Raw genomic sequence first — 19,242 nt, 5'->3', positions numbered from 1 at the left:
TCATGCTCCTGTCCGTGCATCGGCGGCCGCGCGCGGCGGGCGGCCGCGACGGGGCTTCTCGGCGCTGATCTCCAGGCTCAGCGCGTGCGGTGTGTGGCGGCGCAGGCGGGATTCGACGTGGTCGAGCCACCGCACCTCCGCCTCCGCTTGGAAGATCAGCGCGTCGGCGACCAGGCGCCAGGCGAGTTCCTCGCCGCCGAGGTCGTCATCGCCGGTGGACATCCCGGCGCCCGCGTACTGCACACGACGGAGTTCCTGCAGTGCGGCCAGGGATGCCCTCCGCTGCCTCTGCACGATGGCCTCCACGTCCACTCCGGGGAGGGTGGCGGCGAGGGCGAGCTTGATGGGCAGCTCGTCCCGGGTGCCGGCCTGTCTGGGCACGGGGGAGTCCAACCACTCCTTGACGGCTTCGTGGCCGGCATCCGTGATCTCCCAGTACACGTGTCCGGCCTCGTCCGCCGCACCGCGCTCGACCAGCCCGTCCCGCTCCAGGCGCTCCAGAGTGTTGTAGATCTGGCCGACGTTCAGCGGCCAGGTCGAGCCGGTGCGGCGGTCGAACTCGGCGCGCAGCTGATAGCCGTAGCACGGCCCCTGATCGAGGATGGCGAGAAGGCTCTGGCGGACGGACATGGCGCTCCGATCGTTTCCCGGTATTGCATTTCTGGGTATATGCATACCTGGAAACCAGGGGACGCGCAAGGACGGGATCCGGCGTGTCCGTTCGCCGTCAGCGTTCGCGCGCACAGGTGCTGCAAGTCACGGGCCGGTAACATGACACGGTATGCCCGGCGCTGAACATCGCCGGCACCCGAGAACCCGAGGGAGACATCCGTGGCGAATCCTCTGGAGAAGCTGCTCCGCGCCGGTGAAGGCCGCATCCTCCGCCGCCTCAAGCAGGTCGCCAAGGCCGTGAACGAGCTCGAAGAGGACTTCGAGAAGCTCAGTGACGAAGAGCTGCGCAACGAGACCACCGTGCTGCGCGAGCGCTACGACAAGGGCGAGACCCTCGATCAGCTCATGCCCGAGGCCTTCGCGGCGGTGCGCGAGGCCGCGCGCCGCACCCTCGGCATGCGCGCCTACGACGTGCAGCTCATGGGCGGCGCGGCCCTGCACCTGGGCAACATCGCCGAGATGAAGACCGGTGAGGGCAAGACGCTCACCGCCGTGTTCGCGATGTACCTGAACGCGATCGCCGGCAAGGGCACGCACCTCGTCACCGTGAACGACTTCCTCGCGAGCTATCAGGCGGAGCTGATGGGCCGCGTGTACCGCGCCCTGGGCATGACGACAGGTGTGATCGTCGCGGGCCAGACACCCGACGTGCGCCGGCAGCAGTACGCCGCCGACATCACCTACGGCACGAACAACGAGTTCGGCTTCGACTACCTGCGCGACAACATGGCGTGGCGCAAGGAGGACCTCGTCCAGCGCGAGCACTTCTTCGTGATCGTCGACGAGGTGGACTCCATCCTCATCGACGAGGCTCGCACCCCGCTGATCATCTCCGGTCCGTCGTCCGGCGAGGCGAACCGCTGGTTCACCGAGTTCGCGAAGATCGCACGCACCCTCGAGGTGGGCGTCGACTACGAGGTCGACGAGAAGAAGCGGACCGTCGGCGTGCTCGAACCCGGCATCGAGAAGGTCGAGGACTACCTCGGCATCGACAACCTCTACGAGTCCGCCAACACGCCGCTGATCTCGTTCCTGAACAACTCGATCAAGGCCATCGCGCTGTTCAAGCGCGACACGGACTACGTCGTGATGAACGACGAGGTCATGATCGTCGACGAGCACACCGGGCGCATCCTGGTCGGACGTCGTTACAACGAGGGCATCCACCAGGCCATCGAGGCCAAGGAGAACGTGCCGGTCAAGGCCGAGAACCAGACCCTCGCCACCGTCACGCTGCAGAACTACTTCCGCATGTACGACAAGCTCGCCGGCATGACCGGTACCGCCGAGACCGAGGCGGCCGAGTTCATGTCGACGTACAAGCTCGGTGTCGTGCCGATCCCGACCAACCGCCCCCTGATCCGCAAGGACCAGCCCGACCTCGTCTACAAGAACGAGCAGGCGAAGTTCACCCAGGTGGTCGAGGACATCGCCGAGCGGCATGCCGCGGGTCAGCCGGTCCTGGTCGGCACCGTCAGCGTCGAGAAGAGCGAGTACCTCTCGCGCCTGCTCGCCAAGAAGGGCGTCAAGCACGAGGTCCTGAACGCCAAGAACCACGCCCGTGAGGCCGAGATCGTCGCCCTTGCTGGTCGTCTCGGCGCGGTGACCGTCGCGACGAACATGGCCGGACGAGGCACCGACATCATGCTCGGCGGCAACGCCGAGTTCCTCGCCGTGCAGGAGCTGAAGGCCAAGGGACTCGACCCGGAGGAGACCCCGGAGGAGTACGAGGCCGCCTGGGACGAGACCTACGAGGCGATGAAGACCAAGGTCGCCGAGGACGGCGTGAAGGTCATCGAGGCCGGCGGGCTGTACGTTCTGGGCACGGAGCGGCACGAGTCGCGCCGCATCGACAACCAGCTGCGCGGTCGGTCCGGACGTCAGGGCGACCCCGGTGAGAGCCGTTTCTACCTGAGCCTCACCGACGACCTGATGCGGCTGTTCCAGTCCGGCGCCGCCGAGGCCATCCTGTCCCGCACGAACTTCCCCGACGATGTGCCGATCGAATCGGGCATGGTCTCGCGCGCGATCCGCAGCGCGCAATCGCAGGTCGAGGCACGCAACGCCGAGATGCGCAAGAACGTGCTGAAGTACGACGACGTCCTGAACCGTCAGCGCGAGGCGATCTACGCCGACCGCCGGCACATTCTGCAGGGCGACGACATCGCCGACCGCGTGCAGCACTTCATCGAGGATGCCATCGGCGGCGTGGTCGATGACCACACCGGTGAGGGGCACAACGAGAGCTGGGACTTCGATGCGCTCTGGACGGAGTTGAAGACCCTGTATCCGGTGGGCGTGACGATCGACGAGGTCGTCGCGGAGGCCGCGGAGCGCAAGGGCGGCATCAGCGCGGAGGGCCTCAAGCGCGAGCTGCTCTCGGACGCGATGATCGCCTACGAGAAGCGCGAGGAGGCGCTCGGCGCTCCTGCCACCCGTGAACTGGAGCGCCGTGTGGTGCTGCAGGTGCTCGACCGCCGTTGGCGCGACCACCTCTATGAGATGGACTACCTCAAGGACGGCATCGGCCTGCGCGCCATGGCGCAGCGCGATCCGCTGGTCGAGTACCAGCGTGAGGGCTACTCGATGTTCCAGTCGATGATGGGCCAGATCAAGGAGGAGTCGGTCGGCTACCTCTACAACCTCGAGGTCGAGGTTCGCCGCGCCGGCGAGGATGGCGCAGCAGAGGTCGCGGAGGTCGAGGCGAAGGGCCTGACCGGCGGATTGCCGGAGCAGCGGCTGGAGTACTCGGCGGCGAACGACGCGGGCGAGGTCGAGGTGCGCAACGAGCGCGGCCAGGTGCAGCAGGCCGAGACCGCCCGGATGCGGCAGGCGGCCGCCGCGCGCGAGTCCGCGCAGCAGCCGGAGCAGCCCGCCGAGCGCGGCGCCTTCGGTCAGGCTGTCGACGGCGGCGAGGCGCCGGCCGGCAACCGCGCGCAGCGACGGGCTCAGTCCAAGAAGAAGTAGCCGGAAGAGAGAAGGCCGGTTTCCCTGCGGGGGAACCGGCCTTCTCGTCTTGCGGGGACGGACAGGACCATCCGTTCTCCTCAGCACCGGATTCCGGGTCCTGAGGGGGTCCGGGAGCGGTGCACTCCCGGACCCGCTGTTCGGGATCAGACCTTGGTGGACTGGATCAGGCTCGGCGCGACGGCATTGCTCAGGGTGAGCTCGTCCGACGCGGTGAACGTCACCGTCTCCTTCGTGACACTGTCCTGGATCTTCTTGGCCAGGAACAGCGCCGCGACCATCAGGTAGGCCACCAGGAACATCACATGGGTGTCTGACAGCGCGAACTCGGCCGGCATGCTGGGCACCGGGGAGTGGATGATGCCGAAGAACGACAGGATCGCGGCGAGCACGGCCACGATCGCTCCGAGTCCCGGCTTGTTCCGGATCGCGAAGATCGCGATCATCCCCCAGAGCAGCGACGACAGCGGCGCGCCGTTGCCGAGTGTCGAGATGCTGGCGAAGTAGGTGCCGGCGCCGTTCAGAGCATCCGCTCCCACCTCGGCGACGTTCGTGCCGGCCGCCTTCAGCGTGTTGCCGATCAGGCTGTTCGCCCAGTTCGCGATCCACGGGAACAGCGCGACGAAGATCACCGGCAGTTCCACCTTCGGCGTCTCGCGCACCGACTGCGCGGCGGTGACGATGCCGATGTAGATCAGGATCGGGGCGATCGCGGCCATCGGGACCACCGACAGGAGCAGGGCGCTCATGCCGAACAGGCCCACCGCGAACATCGTGATGCCGTTGAGCATCGTGTAGCCGACGCCGGCGCCCATCTCCTTGTACGCTGTGTGACCGATGTACACCGTCACCGGGTACGGGTTGCCCATCAGGGCGCCGACCATCGTCGCACCGCCGTTGACCAGCATGACGGGACGGGCGCTGTAGTGGTCACCGGCGGCCTCGGCGGCCTCGATGTTCTCCAGGTCGAACACGTAGTTCGCCAGCGCCAGAGGCACCGCCGACGCCAGGAACGGACCGGCGTGCTGCACCCCTTCGAAGAAGTTGCCCACCGACACCTGCGGCGGGTGCCATCCGGCGTGCACCAGCGCGGCCTGCACGGCCTCGGGCGTCTGCAACCCGAACGCCCATGCTGCGGCGGTTCCCACGATCAGCAGCAGCAGACCGGTCGGCACCTTGCCCAGGAACGGCGACCGGCCGAACCAGTTGATGAACACGATCACCAGGACGATGAACGCGACCACGGGGAACTCGAACGTCTGCAGCATCGGGTTCATCGCGAGCAGCAGCAGGCCGAGGCCGGCGAGGCAGGCCAACAGCACCGAGCGGGGCACCGCACGGCGGAGCAGGTCGCCGAAGAACGATCCGACGAAAAGGATGAGGCCCTCCAGGAAGCCCCATACCAGACCGATCCCCACCGCGAGCTCCGCGTCCTGCGTGCTGGAGTAGACCGGCAGGATCACCAGGAAGGTGACCGTGAAGATCGACGGAGCGCTCGGACCGGAGGGGAGGGCCACCACGTCGTCGCGGCCCTCCTTCTTGGCCAGCCGGCGGGCGAACCACACGTACATCGAGGAGGTGATCAGGATCGCCAGACCGAAGGCCGGGGCGATCCGTCCCACCACCATCCCCACCGGAAGCCCCGCCATGGTGAGCAGGGCCGTGAAGGTGATGATGTTGGTCAGGTTGTTGGTGAACAGGGCGAAGAACGCCGCGATGTCACCCTTCTTCCACCATTTGAGGTGGACGGCACCGGGGGAGGGAGCGATCGCGGTCATGGCTTGACCGTGTCGGCCAGGGCGCGCAGCGCCTTCTGGAACGCCTCGACCGGCGGGTGGGTGATGCCGGCGCCGATCATGCCGATGCCCGGGTCCTTGTGCGCGATCGCGGTGTTGATCAGCGGCAGGATTCCGGTCTCCATGACCTTGCGCACGTCGATGCCGCTGGGCACGCCCATGAAGTCGAGCGCCGGGATCGTCACGTTCGGGTTGTTGCCCGTGGTGATCGCGTTCATCGTGCGCGAGTAGCCCATTGCCTCGTCGACCGTTCCGCCGACGAGCGCGACGATCGCGGGAGCCGCGGCCATCGCGAAGCCGCCGATGCCGAAGGTCTCGGTGATGGCGGAGTCGCCCATGTCCAGCCCGGAGTCGGCCGGGGTGTAACCGGCGAACATCGGGCCGACGACCTCCTGCGCGGGGCCGGTGAACCACTGGCCGCCGGTGCCGGAGACCCGGATGCCGAAGTCGACGCCGTTGCGGGCCATGGTGGTCACGACCGTCGAGTTCTCGATGCCGTTCGCAGCATCCATCGACGCCTTCGCCGCGACCATCCAGGTCGGACCGGAGAAGTAGTCGGAGGAGGCGACGAAGTCGAACACCTCGCGCTTCTCCTTCGTGGTGAAGTCGCTCTCCAGGATGTAGGGCGCGAGCGCCTGGATCAGCAGCGTGGTTCCGGCGACGTTGCGGTTGTGCGCCTCGTCGCCCATGTGCAGAGCCTGCGAGAGCATCAGCCGCAGGTCGATGCCGTCGGTGTTGAGCTCCATGGCGCCCGCCAGCACGGGACCGAACACGTCCCGCATCCAGTTCAGGCGGTCGATGACCGACTGGTCGTTCGCGCCGAAGCGCAGGATCTTCGACAGCTGCTCGGACAGGTTGGTGTATGCGGTGTTGCCGTAGGTGCGGTTGGTGACCCTGTGCACCCACATGCTGGCGCTGGTGGCGCCGGCCATCGAGCCGACCGACTGGTGCTCGTGGCAGGGCGAGAAAGTGATCTCGCCGGAGGCTGCGAGCTCGAACGCCTCGTCGACGTCCTCGGCGAGGCCCTCGAAGACCAGCGCGCCGGTGACGGCGCCCTTCATCGGGCCCGACATCCGGGTGAACTCGATCGGCGGTCCGGCGTGCAGAATGGTCTTCCTGGTCATCCCGGGGACGGTGTCGATCGCCTGACCGAAGCCCTCCAGGAAGGGCTGCGAGCCGAGGATGCGCTCGAGCGCGACCTGGTTGGCGGCGTCGATCTTCTCGGCCACCGCCGGGTCCTCGAGCCGGCTCAGCGCGGCGATGACCTCGGGGTCGCCGCCGCCCGGCGGGGTCCAGTCCATCAGCACAGGCTCGACGCCCTGCGCCTTCAGGTCTTCGGCGAACATGTCGAGGCCGAGGTTGACCGGCTTCAATGCGGTGGAGAACAGGTCGTTGACGCTCATCAGTTGTCACCCTTCGCGACGAATTCACGGGCCAGCAGGCCGAGGTTGGTGGAGGAGGAGGCGATGGTCACGCCGGCGGCCTCGAGCTTCGCCACCTGGTCGGCGATCGCCGGGGTGTCCAGGTCGGTACCGAGGACGTACCCGAGGATCTCGAGGTGCTGGCCGCGTGCGGCGGCCTTCTCCTTCGCCTCGGTGATCGCCGGGATGGTCACGCCGACGGGGTCCTCGTGCGAGCCGAAGCCGAGCACGAAGTCCATCGCGATCACGCCGACCTCGGGGTCGTCCGCCTCGGCGACGATGCGCTGCAGACGCAGCGAAGGGTCGATCATCGGGTGCGGGCGGCCGTTGGTGAAGTCGTCGTCGCCCATGTCGAGGAAGGTGTGCTCCCTCGAGGCATCCGTCGCGCCGATCCGGTACGCCGGGTCCTTCTGGATGTTGGAGTACACGTTGTCGTACTTCCCCAGGGCCGCGAACATCGACTCGTCGCAGAGCGTGCCTCCGCAGAAGAGCCCACGAACGTACTTCTGCTCCGGGGCGAGCTTGGCGCGCACCTCCTCGATCAGCGGGATGTTCAGCGGGTGCTTGTCGAGCGTCGACTCGTCGATGCCGGATGCCACGACGGCGGCGATCGCGAGGGGCTTGGTGCCCTCGGTCACCATCGTCACGTTCTCGTAACCCGACTCGGTGCGGTCGGAGCCGAGGAAGGTGACGAACACCGGCTTCGAGGCGGCGCCGGCGACGGCGAGCACCTTCTCGGCGACCTCCTCCGCCGGCGGCTTCGAGATGAGCACGATGACCTTGGTCTCGGGGTCCGCGTCGAGAGCCGTGATGCCGTCGATCATCGAGATGCCGCCGATGTCGGTCGACAGGTCGCGTCCGCCGGTGCCGATCAGCTGCGAGATTCCGCCGCCGAAGTCGTGCACGCGCACCGAGACCTCCTGGCTGCCGGTGCCGGAGGCCCCGACGACGCCGATCGAGCCGCGGCGCACGGCGTTGGCGAACGCGAGTCCGGTGCCGCCTATGATCGCGGTGCCGCAGTCCGGGCCCATCACGATGAGGCCCTTCTCGTGCGCGAGGTTCTTCAGCGAGAGCTCGTCCTCGACCGACACGTTGTCGGAGAAGATCATCACGCTCTTGCCGGCGTTCAGGGCCTTGCGAGCCTCGCGCGCGGCGAAGGCGCCATTGACGGAGATCAGCACGAGGTTGGCGTCCGGGACCTCTGCGAAGGCGCCGTCGAGGGTGCGGTAGCGCACCTCGTCGGCCTCGCCGGCCTTCTTGTCCTTGCGGGTGAGGATGTCGTCGACAGCCGCGATGGCCGCCCCGATGGTGTCCTCGGACGCGTCGATCACGATCATCAGATCGCTGGGCTTGGCCTCGTCGACGGCGGCGTCCTGGACGCCGACGTTCGCGAGCACCTCCTTGTTCATCGGGGTCGCCATGCCCAGCAGCGCCTGGGTGACACCCTCGACGGCATTCGCCCTGGTGCTCATCGACATGAGCGAGACCGAGTCGAGGTAGGTGTTCTTCCTGATTTCGATGTGCCTGGTCATCGTTGTCCTTTCGGGGAGTCTTAGGCGGCTGCGCGTTCGAGGATGGCGACGATCTCGTCGTATCCGCGCTCTCGGGCCAGGTCAGCAGGCGAGGTGCCCCACGGGTCGGGCATTCCGGGCTTCGCGCCGTGCGCGAGCAGCAGCTCGACGATCTGCTGCCGCACGGGGCCGCCGTCGCCGAGGATGATGGTCTCGATCAGCGCCGTCCAGCCGAGGTTGTTGGTGAGGTTGACGTTGACCCGGGTGTTCTCGAGCAGGTACCGCACGACCTCGAGGTGGCCCTTCTCAGCAGCCGGGGTGAGGCCGTTGCCGCCCATGCGGGTGAGGCGCTTCAGATCGGCGCCCGCCTCGGCCATGATCGTGACGAGCTCGAGCTGGTCGTTGATGCAGCCGAACAGGAACGGGTTCGAGCAGGTCTGGTCCTGTGCGTCGATGTCGACGCCCTCGGAGATCAGTGCGCGTACGACGTCGAGGTGCCCGCCGCGCGCGGCGTGCAGGATCGCGGTCGCCTCCTCCTCGTCCACGGCGTTCTTGTCGGCACCGTCGGCGAGAGCGGCGCGCACGCCGTCCAGATCGCCCGCTGCGGCTGCCGTGAGGTACTGCTCGTCGGCGGTCTGCGTGCTGGTCATCAGTGGATCTCCTTCTTTGCTGAGAACTGTTCGAGGGCGAGGTAGGCGACGCATCCCACGACGAGGCCGACGACGGCGTCGGAGAGCATCGGGATGAAGAGGTGCGAGCTCAGCGCGGCGGCGGCGCCGATGGCCCAGGCCAACAGCGCGTTTCCGCGGAACTTCTTCTCGGGGCGGCCGGTGTTCCGCTTTGCCAGGATGATCTGGTCGGCGATCAGCACCGCACCCAGCGGCGGTACCAGGACACCGAGCAGGGCGAGCCAGTCGGCGAAGTACTGCCAGGCGCCCGCCACGGCGACGATCACGCCGATGACTCCGAGGATGAGCGTGAGCAGGCGCATGGTCGAGTGCGTCAGGTGCGACCAGCCGAGGGCCCCGTTGTAGAGGCAGTGCGTGCAGACGGACCCGAGGTTGATGACCACGAACAGCAGGAGGAACACGTTCAGCCACGGGTTGCCGGTGCCGGTGAGGATGGGGGCGAAGTTGCCGCCGTTCACCGCCGGCAGCGCGATCGCGCCGGCCGCGACGAAGACGGCACCACTGAGCTGGGCGACCAGGCTCGCGATCGGGAACGCGGTGATGGTTGCGAGCACGGCCTGCTTGCCGTTCCTGGCCCAGCGGGTGAAGTCCGCGGTCATCGTGCCCGAGTCGGCGAAGGTCGCCATGATCGCGGTGACCGCGACGCCGAACGTCATCGGGTTGGGCACGTCCTCGCCGGCGTAGCCGAAGACGGCCGAGAAGTCGTTGGTCTGCGCCGCGATGACCATCGCGATGATCACCGCGACGATGAACAGCGGAGCGGCGATGCTGCCGAGCACCGACAGCGCGCGGATGCCGAGGTAGGTGACGGCGATGAAGACGAGCCCGGCGACCGCGGCGACGAGCATCTCGTTCCAGCCGAAGGCCTCGCTCAGCGTCGCTCCGGTCGCGCCGGTGTTGAAGGCGAACCAGCCGACAACCACGGTGGACAGGAACCCGGAGGCGATCGCGTACCCGGCGGTGCCGAAGGTCTCGATGGCCTGCAGCGAGAAGCTCTTGCCGGTGCGTCCGGCGCGCCAGCTCAGCAGGCTCACGTACACGAACATGATCGCGTTGGCGACCAGGATCGCGCCGACACCCTGCCAGAATCCGAGCATCGCCACGACCAGACCGCCGGGGACGGCGTTGGTGAGGATCATCGGGAAGCCGAACCACACCGCCGAGACGGTGTAGAGCGACTTGCGATGGCTCAGGGGCACCGGCTCGTGTTCGAACTCGGCTGAGGCGGTCGCGTCGGTGGTCGCGGTGTCGCTCATGGATGATCCTCCTTCTCGGTGGTGTGCGGAGACGTGTCTGCGGCGCTGCGCGCCGCGCGTTCGAGGTCGATGGCGAGGCGGATGCCGGTCAGGAGGTCGGCCCCTGAGGTGTGGCCGATCCTGAGGGCGGCGCCGACGGTTCGTCCCAGGGCCGCGTCGTCGCGGTCGCGGAGGGCGGCGACGAGATCATGCAGGGTCTGCCGACCGCGGCCGGCGGCGGCATGGGCCATCGTCGTCGCGCTGAGCAGCCCTGTGCGCTCGGCGCCGTCGTCGATCGCCGCGGCGAGGGCGGGCAGGGATCGGCTCAGGAGCATCCCGTGCTGGGAGGCGAGCAGGGCGAGCCCCGTGAGGATGTCGTCGCCGGAGGGCGTGAGGCCTTCGCCGAGGCCGATGAGACCGGATGCCGACGGCGCGGACGGCCCCGTCGTCCGCGGAGAGCAGGGCCTCACGCAGCGTCGCGACGCGCGCGCGCAGCAGCTGATCGGCTGCGCGCCCGAACGAGGTGACGGGGGCGGGCGCGGGATGTGCGTCGAGCAGGGTGAGGGCTTCGGCGAGGTCGTCGGCGGTGAGGGCCGTGAGGTCGGCACGCGGAGCGGTCCAGGCGGCGGCCGCGGAGAGCGAGACCATGAGCGGCCCGTCCGCGCAGAGCAGCTCGAGCCGGTCGGGGAGGAAGCGGACGGGGGAGTCCTGCTGCACGCCGCGCGCATCCCAGCCACCCAGCGGAACACGGATGGTGGCCGGTGCGTCGTCGATCCCGTCATCGGCGATCGCGATGAGAGCGCCGTCGATGACGATGTTCACGACGCGGCGGTGCACCGAATGCACGGTGCCGCGCGTGCCATCGGCGAACGCGCGCTCGGCGGCGCCTGAGAGCGTCTCCGCAAGCGCAGCATCCCAGCTGGTCGCGCTGATCGCGACCGGGATTGCGACCGGGGTCATCGTCTTCTCTCCGGGATGCCCCTTGCATGGGATGTCCGGTGCGGGGCATCTGTACGTTGTGTTCCCTCAGGTATACCATTTAGCTAAATGGAATACCATCTCGGAACACGGGATACCAGAAGACCTCGACAAGGGAGAACAGCATGCGCGTCGTAGTGGCACTCGGAGGCAACGCCCTCGCCCGCCGCGGAGAGCCGATGACCGCGGAGTACCTGCGAGCGAACGTCAAGTCCACGATGCAGGCGCTGGCCGACCTCGCGCGGGACAACGAGATGGTCATCACCCACGGCAACGGGCCGCAGGTCGGCCTGCTCGCCCTGCAGAACCTCGCCTACCAGGATGTCGCCGCCTACCCGCTCGACATCCTCGGCGCCGAGACCCAGGGCATGATCGGCTACGTCGTGCAGCAGGAGCTCTCCAACGCTCTGAACGGCGAGCGCGAGGTGGCCGGCATCATCACGACCACCGTCGTCGACGAGTCCGATCCCGCCTTCGCCCGTCCCACCAAGCTCATCGGCCCGACCTACTCGGCCCATGACGCGGCCGAGGCGGCGGCCGAGTACCGCTGGACCATCGCGAAGGACGGCAACGCGTTCCGACGCGTCGTCCCCTCGCCGAACCCGCTCTCGATCGTGCAGGCGCCGCTGATCCGTCGTCTGCTCGAAGCGGGCAGCCTGGCCGTGTGCGTCGGCGGTGGCGGCGTGCCGGTCCGTGAGGACTCGAAGGGACGTCACATCGGCGTGCAGGCAGTGGTGGACAAGGACCTCGCCAGTGCTGCGCTCGCCGCGGACATCGGCGCCGACACTCTCATCATGCTCACTGACGGCGACTACGTCAGTGAGAACTGGGGCACCCCGCAGCAGCGGGACATCCTCACCGCGTCGGCCGATGCCGTCGAGGCGATGAAGTTCGCCGAGGGCTCGATGCAGCCCAAGATCGATGCCGCCATCCGGGTCGCTCGCGCCGGCGGCCGCACCCTGATCGGTCCGCTGGACCGCCTGGACGATCTGCTCGCCCGCCGGATCGGCACCGAGATCGTCCCGGCCCTGGACGAGGGCATCGTCTGGGTCGAGAAGAAGGGTGCCAGGAAGGCCTGAACCGGCCGAGCTGCTCGGTCTCGGAATCGGCCCTCCGTCGACGATGAGCGGGAATACCCGGTCACGATGGAAGAATGAAGCTGTGAGTAGAGCAGACGAACGCGTCCTGGAGTCGACCAGGGTCGCTTCGTGGTTGCGCGACGCGATCCTGGACGGCGTCCGTGAGCCGGGGAGCCGCCTGATCGAACGCGACCTCGCAGCGGACTTCGGCGTCAGCCGGGTCCCGATCAGGGACGCGCTGAAGGTGCTCGAGGGAGAGGGTCTGGTGGAGCTCCGCCCCCGCACCTGGGCGGTGGTGCGCGAGTTCACCGACCACGACCTCGCCGACCTCGACGAGGTCCGTGAAGTGCTCGAGCCCCTCGCGTTCCGGCTGGCCGCGCAGCGGCATCGCAGAGAGGGTCTGGAGCGACTGCGAGGTGCGCTCGAAGACGAGCAGACGAGCGCGAAGGCCGAGGACCGCGTCGTCTCGCGGCGCGCCGCAGCCGACTTCCACGAGATCGTCACCGACCTCGCCGACAACATGCTGCTGACGGATCTGATGCAGAGCATCCGCAGCAGACTGCGCTGGGCGCTGTCGCAGCACGACGACCTCGAGCACATCGCCGAGGAGCACGTCGCGCTCTACGAGGCGATCCGGGATCGCGACGGCGACCGGGCGAGCGTGCTCGCCGCCGCACACATCGAGAGCAGCCGCCGCCAGCGCATCGAGCACGCGCGGGCGCTGCACAGCGGCTCCATCACGACGGAGGCCGCCGGTTCCTCGCGCTAGGATTCTGCGATGACCCCTCCTCGCCATTTCGACCAGTCCTCCAAGCTGAAGAACGTTCTCTACGAGATCCGCGGCAAGGCACTGGTCGAGGCGGCACGGCTCGAGGCCGAGGGGCATCAGATCCTGAAGCTGAACACCGGCAACCCGGCGATCTTCGGCTTCGAGGCGCCGCACCAGATCGTGCACGACATGCTGGCCGCCGTTCCCACCGCGCACGGCTACAGCGACAGCAAGGGCATCATCTCCGCCCGTCGCGCCGTGGTGAGCCGCTACGAGCAGATCCCGGGCTTCCGCGGTTCGACCCGGATGACGTGTACCTCGGCAACGGCGTCTCCGAGCTGATCACGATGGTGATGCAGGCGCTGCTCGACGAGGGCGACGAGGTGCTGATCCCGGCCCCTGACTACCCGCTGTGGACCGCGATGACCTCACTCGCCGGCGGGACGCCGGTGCACTACCTCTGCGATGAGGAGAACGGGTGGAACCCCGACCTGGAGGACATCCGCTCCCGGATCACCCCGCACACCAAGGCGATCGTCATCATCAACCCGAACAATCCCACGGGCGCCGTGTACTCCCGTGAAGTGCTCGACGGGATCGTGCAGATCGCGCGGGAGCACCAGCTGCTGCTGCTCTCGGACGAGATCTACGACCGCATCCTGTTCGACGACGCGGTGCACATCCCGACGGCGACGCTGGCGCCCGACCTGCTCTGCCTGACGTTCAACGGGCTGTCCAAGACCTACCGCGTGGCGGGGTACCGTTCGGGGTGGCTCGTCGTCACCGGGCCGAAGGACCACGCCCGGGGGTTCCTGGAGGGCATCACCCTGCTCGCCTCCACCCGGCTGTGCCCGAATGTCCCTGCGCAGCACGCCATGCAGGCGGCGCTGTCCGGTGTGCAGTCCATCGACGCGCTCATCGCCCCCACGGGCCGCCTGCACGAGCAGCGGGACATCGCCTGGCAGGGGCTGGAGGCGATCCCCGGCATCAGCTGCGTGAAGCCCGAGGGTGCGCTCTACGCGTTCCCGCGTCTCGACCCGGACGTGCACGAGATCCGTGACGACGCGCGTCTGGTCTACGACCTGCTCGTGTCCGAGCACATCCTGCTGGTGCAGGGCACAGGATTCAACTGGGCCACACCCGATCATCTGCGCCTCGTCACGCTGCCCGAGCCTCGGGTGCTCACCGAAGCCGTCGAGCGGCTCGGGAACTTCCTCGCGAGCTACCGGCAGTAGCGGGTTCGCGCGGGTCGGCCTCCCGCCTGTCGAGTCCCGAGGCGAGTCGCCGGACGGCGGCGACGAGCGGCGAGCGCGGCAGGACGTCGGCGATCGGGCGCGCATGCAGCAGTGCGGCGTCCGCGGCCCGCTGATCGTGGGGCAGGAACTGCACGTCGTCGATGCCGGCGAACCGCTCGAGGGTCCTGCGGACCTGACCGCGGGCGTCGATCCCGAGCGGACCGGGCCGCACGGAGTTCGCGACCACGGCGATCGGCGTGGGGCCGACCAGGTGTCGCAGCTCGGCATGTCCCCGCACGAACCGGCTGACGCCGACCGGTTCGGCGGCCGTCACCGCGATGATCTCGTCGGCCTCGCGCAGCACCGTCGCGGTGGCGGCGTGCCGTGAGGGGGCGGCGAGATCGTAGTCGTCGTCCTCCTCCTCGAACGCGGCGGACACGTCGACCACGATCTCCTCTGTCCAGTCCCGGCAGATCGTCAGTGCGCCGCGCAGGCGGGCGGCGCTGAGCTCCGGCCAGCGTGACGGACGGTTGAGGCCGCCGAGCACGTCGATCGGGCCGGCAGAGGTCTCCAGCGCCACGGCGAGTCGTGACAGCTCGGCCGCGTCCAGGCTGCCCAGCTCTGCACGACGGCAGGCGGCGGCCAGTCCTGGCGCCTCGTCGCCCAGCCCGAGCTGCAGGGAGAGCGACGGGGCCGTGGTGTCGGCGTCGAGCAGGGCCGTGCGCCGTCCGGCGCGGGCGAGCTCGACGGCGAGCTGGATCGCAAGGGTGGTCCGTCCCGGCGCGCCGTGCGGGCCCCAGACGGCGATCACCCGGGACGGGCGCGATTCCGTGATCGCCTGTCCGGGGCCGGGCAGGTCCCCGCCGAGCACTTCGGCGATGCGCCATCCCGGGGTGCTCTGGGGAGTGCGGGAGCGAGGCCGTGCCGGGCGAGGAGCCGCGCCTCACCGTCGCCGAAGGCGACGATCCGCACAGCCGCACGGTCGCAGAGGGCGATGAGATCGCGCGTGATCCAGCGACGCGATGGTGTGATGACGAGCGCGTCTGCGGTCTGCAGCAGCGCCGGATCGATCGTCTCGGGAGCGGTGACCTCGAGGATCGTGACGTCCTCCAGGGCGAGCTCGGCGGCCAGCGACCTGCCGCGCTCCTCGTCGGCGAGGGCGACGACGACGGCGGTCACTCGCCCGGTCCCGCCGGGATCACGGAGACGGCGGCCCCGCCGTTCATCGCGGAGAGCACGTCGGCGACGTCGGCCCTGTCGACGACGACTTCGACGTCGGTGCGGGCATCGGAGAGCATTCCTTCGGGCTCGGCCACCGACGCGACGACGGCGTCGGCCACCAGGATGCGGGGATCGCCGAAGGATCGTCCGTCCTTGCTGGGCGGCGCCTGCCAGAGCTCGACCGTGCTGCCCGCCTTCACACTGGCCGGGATCGCGCCGGTGCTCGTGATGACGATGGCCGTGGTGCGTCCGGCGTCGGCATCCGCCGTGCCGGAGCGCGGTACGAGCTCCCCATCGTCGATCGTGCGTACTGCGATCATCCCCGGCTCGAGGTCCTGCGGGGCGAGGTAGTCGTCGGTGAGTGGCCCCAGACCGACCTCGACCACCTGGAAGTCCGAGGAGCCGAGGGGTTCGCCGGGCACGATGGTGCGCGATGCCTGCAGAACCGGCGTGGTCTGCCTGGCGGCGCCGACGAGCAGCCAGACACCGGCGACGGACGCGATGACCAGGGCGATGCCGATGAGGAACCGCAGATCTCCGTAGAAGGGTCGACGGGTGCGCGTGTGCGTCGTCATGATGACATAGTCACAGATCCCGGGAGAAGGCTCCGAAAGTTATCCACAGGGCGTCTGAGGCTGTCCCCCGGCGCACGGTTGGCGTCACAATGGAGCAATGCCCGAATCCTCCCCGTCCGCCTCGCGCTACCTGACGCCCGGTCAGGTCGCCGAACTCCTCGCCGTCCCGGTCGACGAGGTCGTCGCGCTCGTCCACGAGGGACGACTGCGCGGCGCACAGCTCGGATCGCCGCCGCGCTGGAGAGTCGAAGAGGCCAGCGTGAACGACTACCTCGAGGACCAGACCGAGGTCGCCCGGCGCACGGCGCTCTGGCACCAGTCCGAGAATGCCAGCTTTCCCGAGGTATGGGGCCCGGCACCGCGCATCCGGCGCTGACGCGGCTTCCGCGCGCAGCGCATCCGCCCGCACGCGGGTCAGGGCAGCAGCGCCCCGTGCTGCTCCGCGCGCACCCAGCGCAGGGCTGAGAACGGAACCATGCGGAACCCCTGCACTGTCGACGTCCGCCGCGGCTGTCCGGCGTCGTGCAGCGCGAGGTCGAGGTGGTCCGCTCCGGCCCGGTCGATCGTTCCGTGCTGCAGAGAACCGTCACGCAGCGAGAGTGTGAGGGGAAGGCGCCGGCGTGCGAGATCGCGCAGCACGAAGCCCAGATCCATCCTGTCGCGCAGCGCGCCGAGCGGCGCGGTCTCGTCCAGGCTGCCGAGCAGACTGCCGTGGTCGGTGTCGACCGCGGTGATCGCCGAGACCGGGACGAGCACGGGGCGCGCATCACCCTGGACGGTGACGGCGATCCAGTCCGCACCCATCGTGCGCGTCGTCGCGCGCAGCCGATGGCGGTCGCCGAGGTCGAGCACCACCACGGACGCCTGCGCGCACAGTGCGCGCAGGCGATCGCGCAGTTCGAGCTTCGAGATCCGCAGCCGTTCGGACTCGGAGTCCAGCGCGGCCCGCTCGGCCTCCCACTCGGAGGCGAGCTGTCCTTCCAGATCGTCGAAGAGATGATCCCATTCCACACTCCGAGGGTAGGGGAGCGCCCGGGGGTGGGTACGGGTTATCCACAGAAGTGCATCCGGACACTTCCCGATTCGCATCATTCGTGCTGTACTTTCCGGGGGTTCGCGCTGGAGGCGAGGACACCACGCATCATGGATCGAGGACGATAGATGACCGCGCAGGAGTATTTCGCACCGCAGCCGACACCGGCGGAGGCGCTGCCCGATCCGGTTCCCCTGCTCCGCGGTCTCGCGCAGGGCGTGCTCGAGGTCCTCGCCGGCGTCCGCGAGGTCGAGCAGCTCGCACGCTGGCTCAGCGAAGACGCCTTCCGCAAGCTCACCGTCCGTTCGAACCTGGCAGCACGGGCGCGCAGCGCGCGGGGCACGCCGGCGACGCGACCCGTGTTCCGCATCCTCTCGCTGCGGCACTCCTCGCCGGCCGACTGCGTGCTCGAGGCGACCCTCGTCGTGGAGGGTCCGGGGCGCGCCAGAGCCGTCGCGGTGCGACTGGAGGGGATGGACGGGCGCTGGCGCGCGACATCGCTCGCCGTGCTCTGAATCGCGGGTGAGGCACCCTATTGTTGGGAGGGTGTCCACGCTCAGTGATCTCGTCCACGCCCAGGGGCTCCTCAGCGATGCCGACGTCGAATGGCTGCACCGTCTCGCCGGAGACGGCCAGCTGCTGGCCGACCTCTCCTCGGCCGACATCGTCATCTGGGTGCAGACGGCCGACGGATCCTTCATCGCGATCGCGCACTCGCGCCCCAGCGGTGCGGCGACGCTGTTCTACCGCGACATCGTGAGCGAGCGGGTGCGGCCTCAGTGGCGCACCCAGGTGCAGTCGGCATTCGACTCCGGCGAGATCATCGACTCCTCGTCGCCGGACTGGTTCGAGGAGATCCCCACCCGCGTGCGCGCCGTCCCGATCGAGCGCCGCGGTCAGGAGGGCGTCGTGCTCGGCGTCATCACCCGGCACACGAACCTCGGCGAGGCGCGGATGCCGTCTCGCCAGCAGATCAGCTTCGACGAGTGCGCGAACGACCTGTTCCGCATGATCGCGACGGGGGAGTTCCCCGATCTCGCGGCGCCGACCTCGCCGCGTCGCGGCGCACCGCGCGCCTCGGACGGCCTGATCCGGATCGACGTCGACGGCATCACGACCTTCGCCAGCCCGAACGCCCTGTCCGCGTTCAACCGGATGGGATTCGACGACGAGCTCGAGGGGGAGTCCCTCGCCGAGGTCACCACCCGTCTGGTGCCGCCGTCGCGGCAGGTCGACGAGTCGCTGCCGGTCGTGGTGACCGGCCGGGCGCCGTGGCGCACCGACATCGAGGCCCGCGGCGTGACGGTGTCGCTGCGGGCGATCCCGCTCAAGGATCACGGCACCAGGATCGGAGCGATCGTGCTGTGCCGCGACGTGACCGAACTGCGTCACCAGGAGCAGGAGCTGATCACCAAGGATGCGACGATCCGTGAGATCCACCATCGGGTGAAGAACAACCTGCAGACGGTCGCCTCGCTGCTGCGCATCCAGGCGCGCCGGACGCACTCCGAGGACGCAAGGGACGCGCTGACCCAGGCCATGCGCCGGGTGGAGTCGATCGCGGTGGTGCACGACACGCTCGCCAGCGGGCTTTCCCAGACCGTGGACTTCGACGAGGTGTTCGCGCGCGTGCTCAAGCTCGTCGCCGAGGTCGCCGCGGCGCCGAACACACGCGCCCGCACTCAGCACACCGGGCGATTCGGCGTGCTGCCCAGCGAGTACGCGACTCCGCTGGCGCTCGCCCTGACCGAGGTCGTCACGAACGCCGTGGAGCACGGCCTCGCCGGCCAGGAGGGCGTCGTCACGATCGAGGCGCACCGCACGACCGAGAACCTCCGGGTGATCGTGCGCGACACCGGTCACGGGCTGCCCGAGGGCCGCGTCGGTCAGGGCCTGGGGACGCAGATCGTGCGCACCCTGATCCAGGGCGAACTGGGCGGCACGATCGAGTGGAAGGGCGAGGGCGGCGAGGGCACCGAGGTGACCATCGACGTCCCGCTGCGCTGGATCAAGGCGTAACGCGAAACGCCGCCCGTCCGCGATCGGTCGTGCGGCGTCAGC

The 19,242-nt window shown here is 68.9% G+C and carries 17 protein-coding genes and 1 pseudogene; 7 read left to right on the top strand and 11 right to left on the bottom strand.

Features of this window, described 5'->3' with window-relative positions:
- Positions 1 to 630 (bottom strand): PadR family transcriptional regulator, encoded by a 630-nt coding sequence (locus L2X99_RS08060; protein ID WP_236124170.1) that lies wholly within the window; start codon positions 628 to 630, stop codon positions 1 to 3.
- Between the two features lie 201 nt (positions 631 to 831).
- Here L2X99_RS08060 and secA point away from each other — a divergent pair, with 201 nt between their 5' ends.
- The gene (gene secA, locus L2X99_RS08055; RefSeq protein ID WP_236124172.1) at positions 832 to 3,639 is read left to right on the top strand and encodes a preprotein translocase subunit SecA; all 2,808 of its coding nucleotides are present in this window, start codon (positions 832 to 834) and stop codon (positions 3,637 to 3,639) included.
- A 146-nt stretch (positions 3,640 to 3,785) separates the two neighbouring features.
- On the opposite strand, the gene L2X99_RS08050 is transcribed toward secA, so the two are convergent.
- From L2X99_RS08050 to L2X99_RS08025, 6 genes are read right to left on the bottom strand one after another with little or no spacing between them, the layout of a single operon-like run.
- Positions 3,786 to 5,417, bottom strand: a complete 1,632-nt coding sequence (locus L2X99_RS08050) for a hypothetical protein (protein ID WP_236135828.1) — start codon at positions 5,415 to 5,417, stop codon at positions 3,786 to 3,788.
- Positions 5,414 to 6,838: a DUF1116 domain-containing protein gene (locus L2X99_RS08045; RefSeq protein ID WP_236124176.1), complete on the bottom strand. Its 1,425-nt coding sequence runs from the start codon at positions 6,836 to 6,838 to the stop codon at positions 5,414 to 5,416. The genes L2X99_RS08050 and L2X99_RS08045 overlap by 4 nt, the downstream gene beginning before the upstream one ends.
- Positions 6,838 to 8,388: an acyl-CoA synthetase FdrA gene (gene fdrA, locus L2X99_RS08040; protein WP_236124178.1), complete on the bottom strand. Its 1,551-nt coding sequence runs from the start codon at positions 8,386 to 8,388 to the stop codon at positions 6,838 to 6,840. The genes L2X99_RS08045 and fdrA overlap by 1 nt, the downstream gene beginning before the upstream one ends.
- A gap of 20 nt (positions 8,389 to 8,408) precedes the next feature.
- The gene (locus L2X99_RS08035) at positions 8,409 to 9,017 is read right to left on the bottom strand and encodes an ankyrin repeat domain-containing protein (protein ID WP_236124180.1); all 609 of its coding nucleotides are present in this window, start codon (positions 9,015 to 9,017) and stop codon (positions 8,409 to 8,411) included.
- Positions 9,017 to 10,312, bottom strand: coding sequence for a purine-cytosine permease family protein (locus tag L2X99_RS08030; protein WP_236124182.1), 1,296 nt, complete (start codon positions 10,310 to 10,312; stop codon positions 9,017 to 9,019). Before L2X99_RS08030 ends, L2X99_RS08035 begins: the two co-directional genes overlap by 1 nt.
- The gene (locus tag L2X99_RS08025) at positions 10,309 to 11,019 is read right to left on the bottom strand and encodes a DUF2877 domain-containing protein (RefSeq protein WP_236135920.1); all 711 of its coding nucleotides are present in this window, start codon (positions 11,017 to 11,019) and stop codon (positions 10,309 to 10,311) included. Before L2X99_RS08025 ends, L2X99_RS08030 begins: the two co-directional genes overlap by 4 nt.
- A gap of 375 nt (positions 11,020 to 11,394) precedes the next feature.
- Here L2X99_RS08025 and L2X99_RS08020 point away from each other — a divergent pair, with 375 nt between their 5' ends.
- From L2X99_RS08020 to L2X99_RS08010, 3 genes and pseudogenes are all read left to right on the top strand, one after another.
- Positions 11,395 to 12,348, top strand: coding sequence for a carbamate kinase (locus L2X99_RS08020; RefSeq protein ID WP_236124187.1), 954 nt, complete (start codon positions 11,395 to 11,397; stop codon positions 12,346 to 12,348).
- A gap of 82 nt (positions 12,349 to 12,430) precedes the next feature.
- Entirely contained in the window at positions 12,431 to 13,117 is a 687-nt protein-coding gene (locus L2X99_RS08015) for a GntR family transcriptional regulator (protein ID WP_236124189.1), read from the top strand.
- A gap of 9 nt (positions 13,118 to 13,126) precedes the next feature.
- Positions 13,127 to 14,352 (top strand): annotated as a pseudogene (locus L2X99_RS08010) (pyridoxal phosphate-dependent aminotransferase).
- Here the strand turns inward: L2X99_RS08010 and L2X99_RS08005 are convergent.
- The 3 genes from L2X99_RS08005 to L2X99_RS07995 are packed head-to-tail and all read right to left on the bottom strand — an operon-like array spanning position 14,300 to position 16,148.
- Positions 14,300 to 15,223, bottom strand: a complete 924-nt coding sequence (locus L2X99_RS08005; protein ID WP_236124191.1) for an AAA family ATPase — start codon at positions 15,221 to 15,223, stop codon at positions 14,300 to 14,302. The pseudogene L2X99_RS08010 and the gene L2X99_RS08005 sit on opposite strands and share 53 nt — an antisense overlap.
- A complete protein-coding gene (locus tag L2X99_RS08000; RefSeq protein WP_236124193.1) occupies positions 15,160 to 15,531 on the bottom strand; it encodes a hypothetical protein in 372 nt (123 codons plus the stop codon). Before L2X99_RS08000 ends, L2X99_RS08005 begins: the two co-directional genes overlap by 64 nt.
- The gene (locus L2X99_RS07995) at positions 15,528 to 16,148 is read right to left on the bottom strand and encodes an SAF domain-containing protein (RefSeq protein WP_236124194.1); all 621 of its coding nucleotides are present in this window, start codon (positions 16,146 to 16,148) and stop codon (positions 15,528 to 15,530) included. Before L2X99_RS07995 ends, L2X99_RS08000 begins: the two co-directional genes overlap by 4 nt.
- A 97-nt stretch (positions 16,149 to 16,245) precedes the next feature.
- Between L2X99_RS07995 and L2X99_RS07990 the strand changes: the two genes are divergently transcribed.
- Positions 16,246 to 16,524, top strand: coding sequence for a helix-turn-helix domain-containing protein (locus tag L2X99_RS07990; RefSeq protein WP_236124196.1), 279 nt, complete (start codon positions 16,246 to 16,248; stop codon positions 16,522 to 16,524).
- A gap of 38 nt (positions 16,525 to 16,562) precedes the next feature.
- On the opposite strand, the gene L2X99_RS07985 is transcribed toward L2X99_RS07990, so the two are convergent.
- The gene (locus tag L2X99_RS07985; RefSeq protein ID WP_236124198.1) at positions 16,563 to 17,159 is read right to left on the bottom strand and encodes a hypothetical protein; all 597 of its coding nucleotides are present in this window, start codon (positions 17,157 to 17,159) and stop codon (positions 16,563 to 16,565) included.
- 150 nt (positions 17,160 to 17,309) lie between these two features.
- Between L2X99_RS07985 and L2X99_RS07980 the strand changes: the two genes are divergently transcribed.
- Together L2X99_RS07980 and L2X99_RS07975 are read left to right on the top strand one after the other, a co-directional pair.
- The gene (locus L2X99_RS07980) at positions 17,310 to 17,696 is read left to right on the top strand and encodes an Rv3235 family protein (protein ID WP_236124200.1); all 387 of its coding nucleotides are present in this window, start codon (positions 17,310 to 17,312) and stop codon (positions 17,694 to 17,696) included.
- A 31-nt stretch (positions 17,697 to 17,727) separates the two neighbouring features.
- The gene (locus L2X99_RS07975; RefSeq protein ID WP_236135827.1) at positions 17,728 to 19,200 is read left to right on the top strand and encodes a sensor histidine kinase; all 1,473 of its coding nucleotides are present in this window, start codon (positions 17,728 to 17,730) and stop codon (positions 19,198 to 19,200) included.
- The last annotated feature ends 42 nt before the right edge of the window (positions 19,201 to 19,242 follow it).

Origin of the sequence: Microbacterium sp. KUDC0406 (genome assembly GCF_021582875.1) — a bacterium.
Taxonomy (GTDB): Bacteria; Actinomycetota; Actinomycetes; order Actinomycetales; family Microbacteriaceae; genus Microbacterium.
Note: the sequence above shows the minus strand (reverse complement) of the source record. Positions and strands in the feature narration are given on the sequence as shown.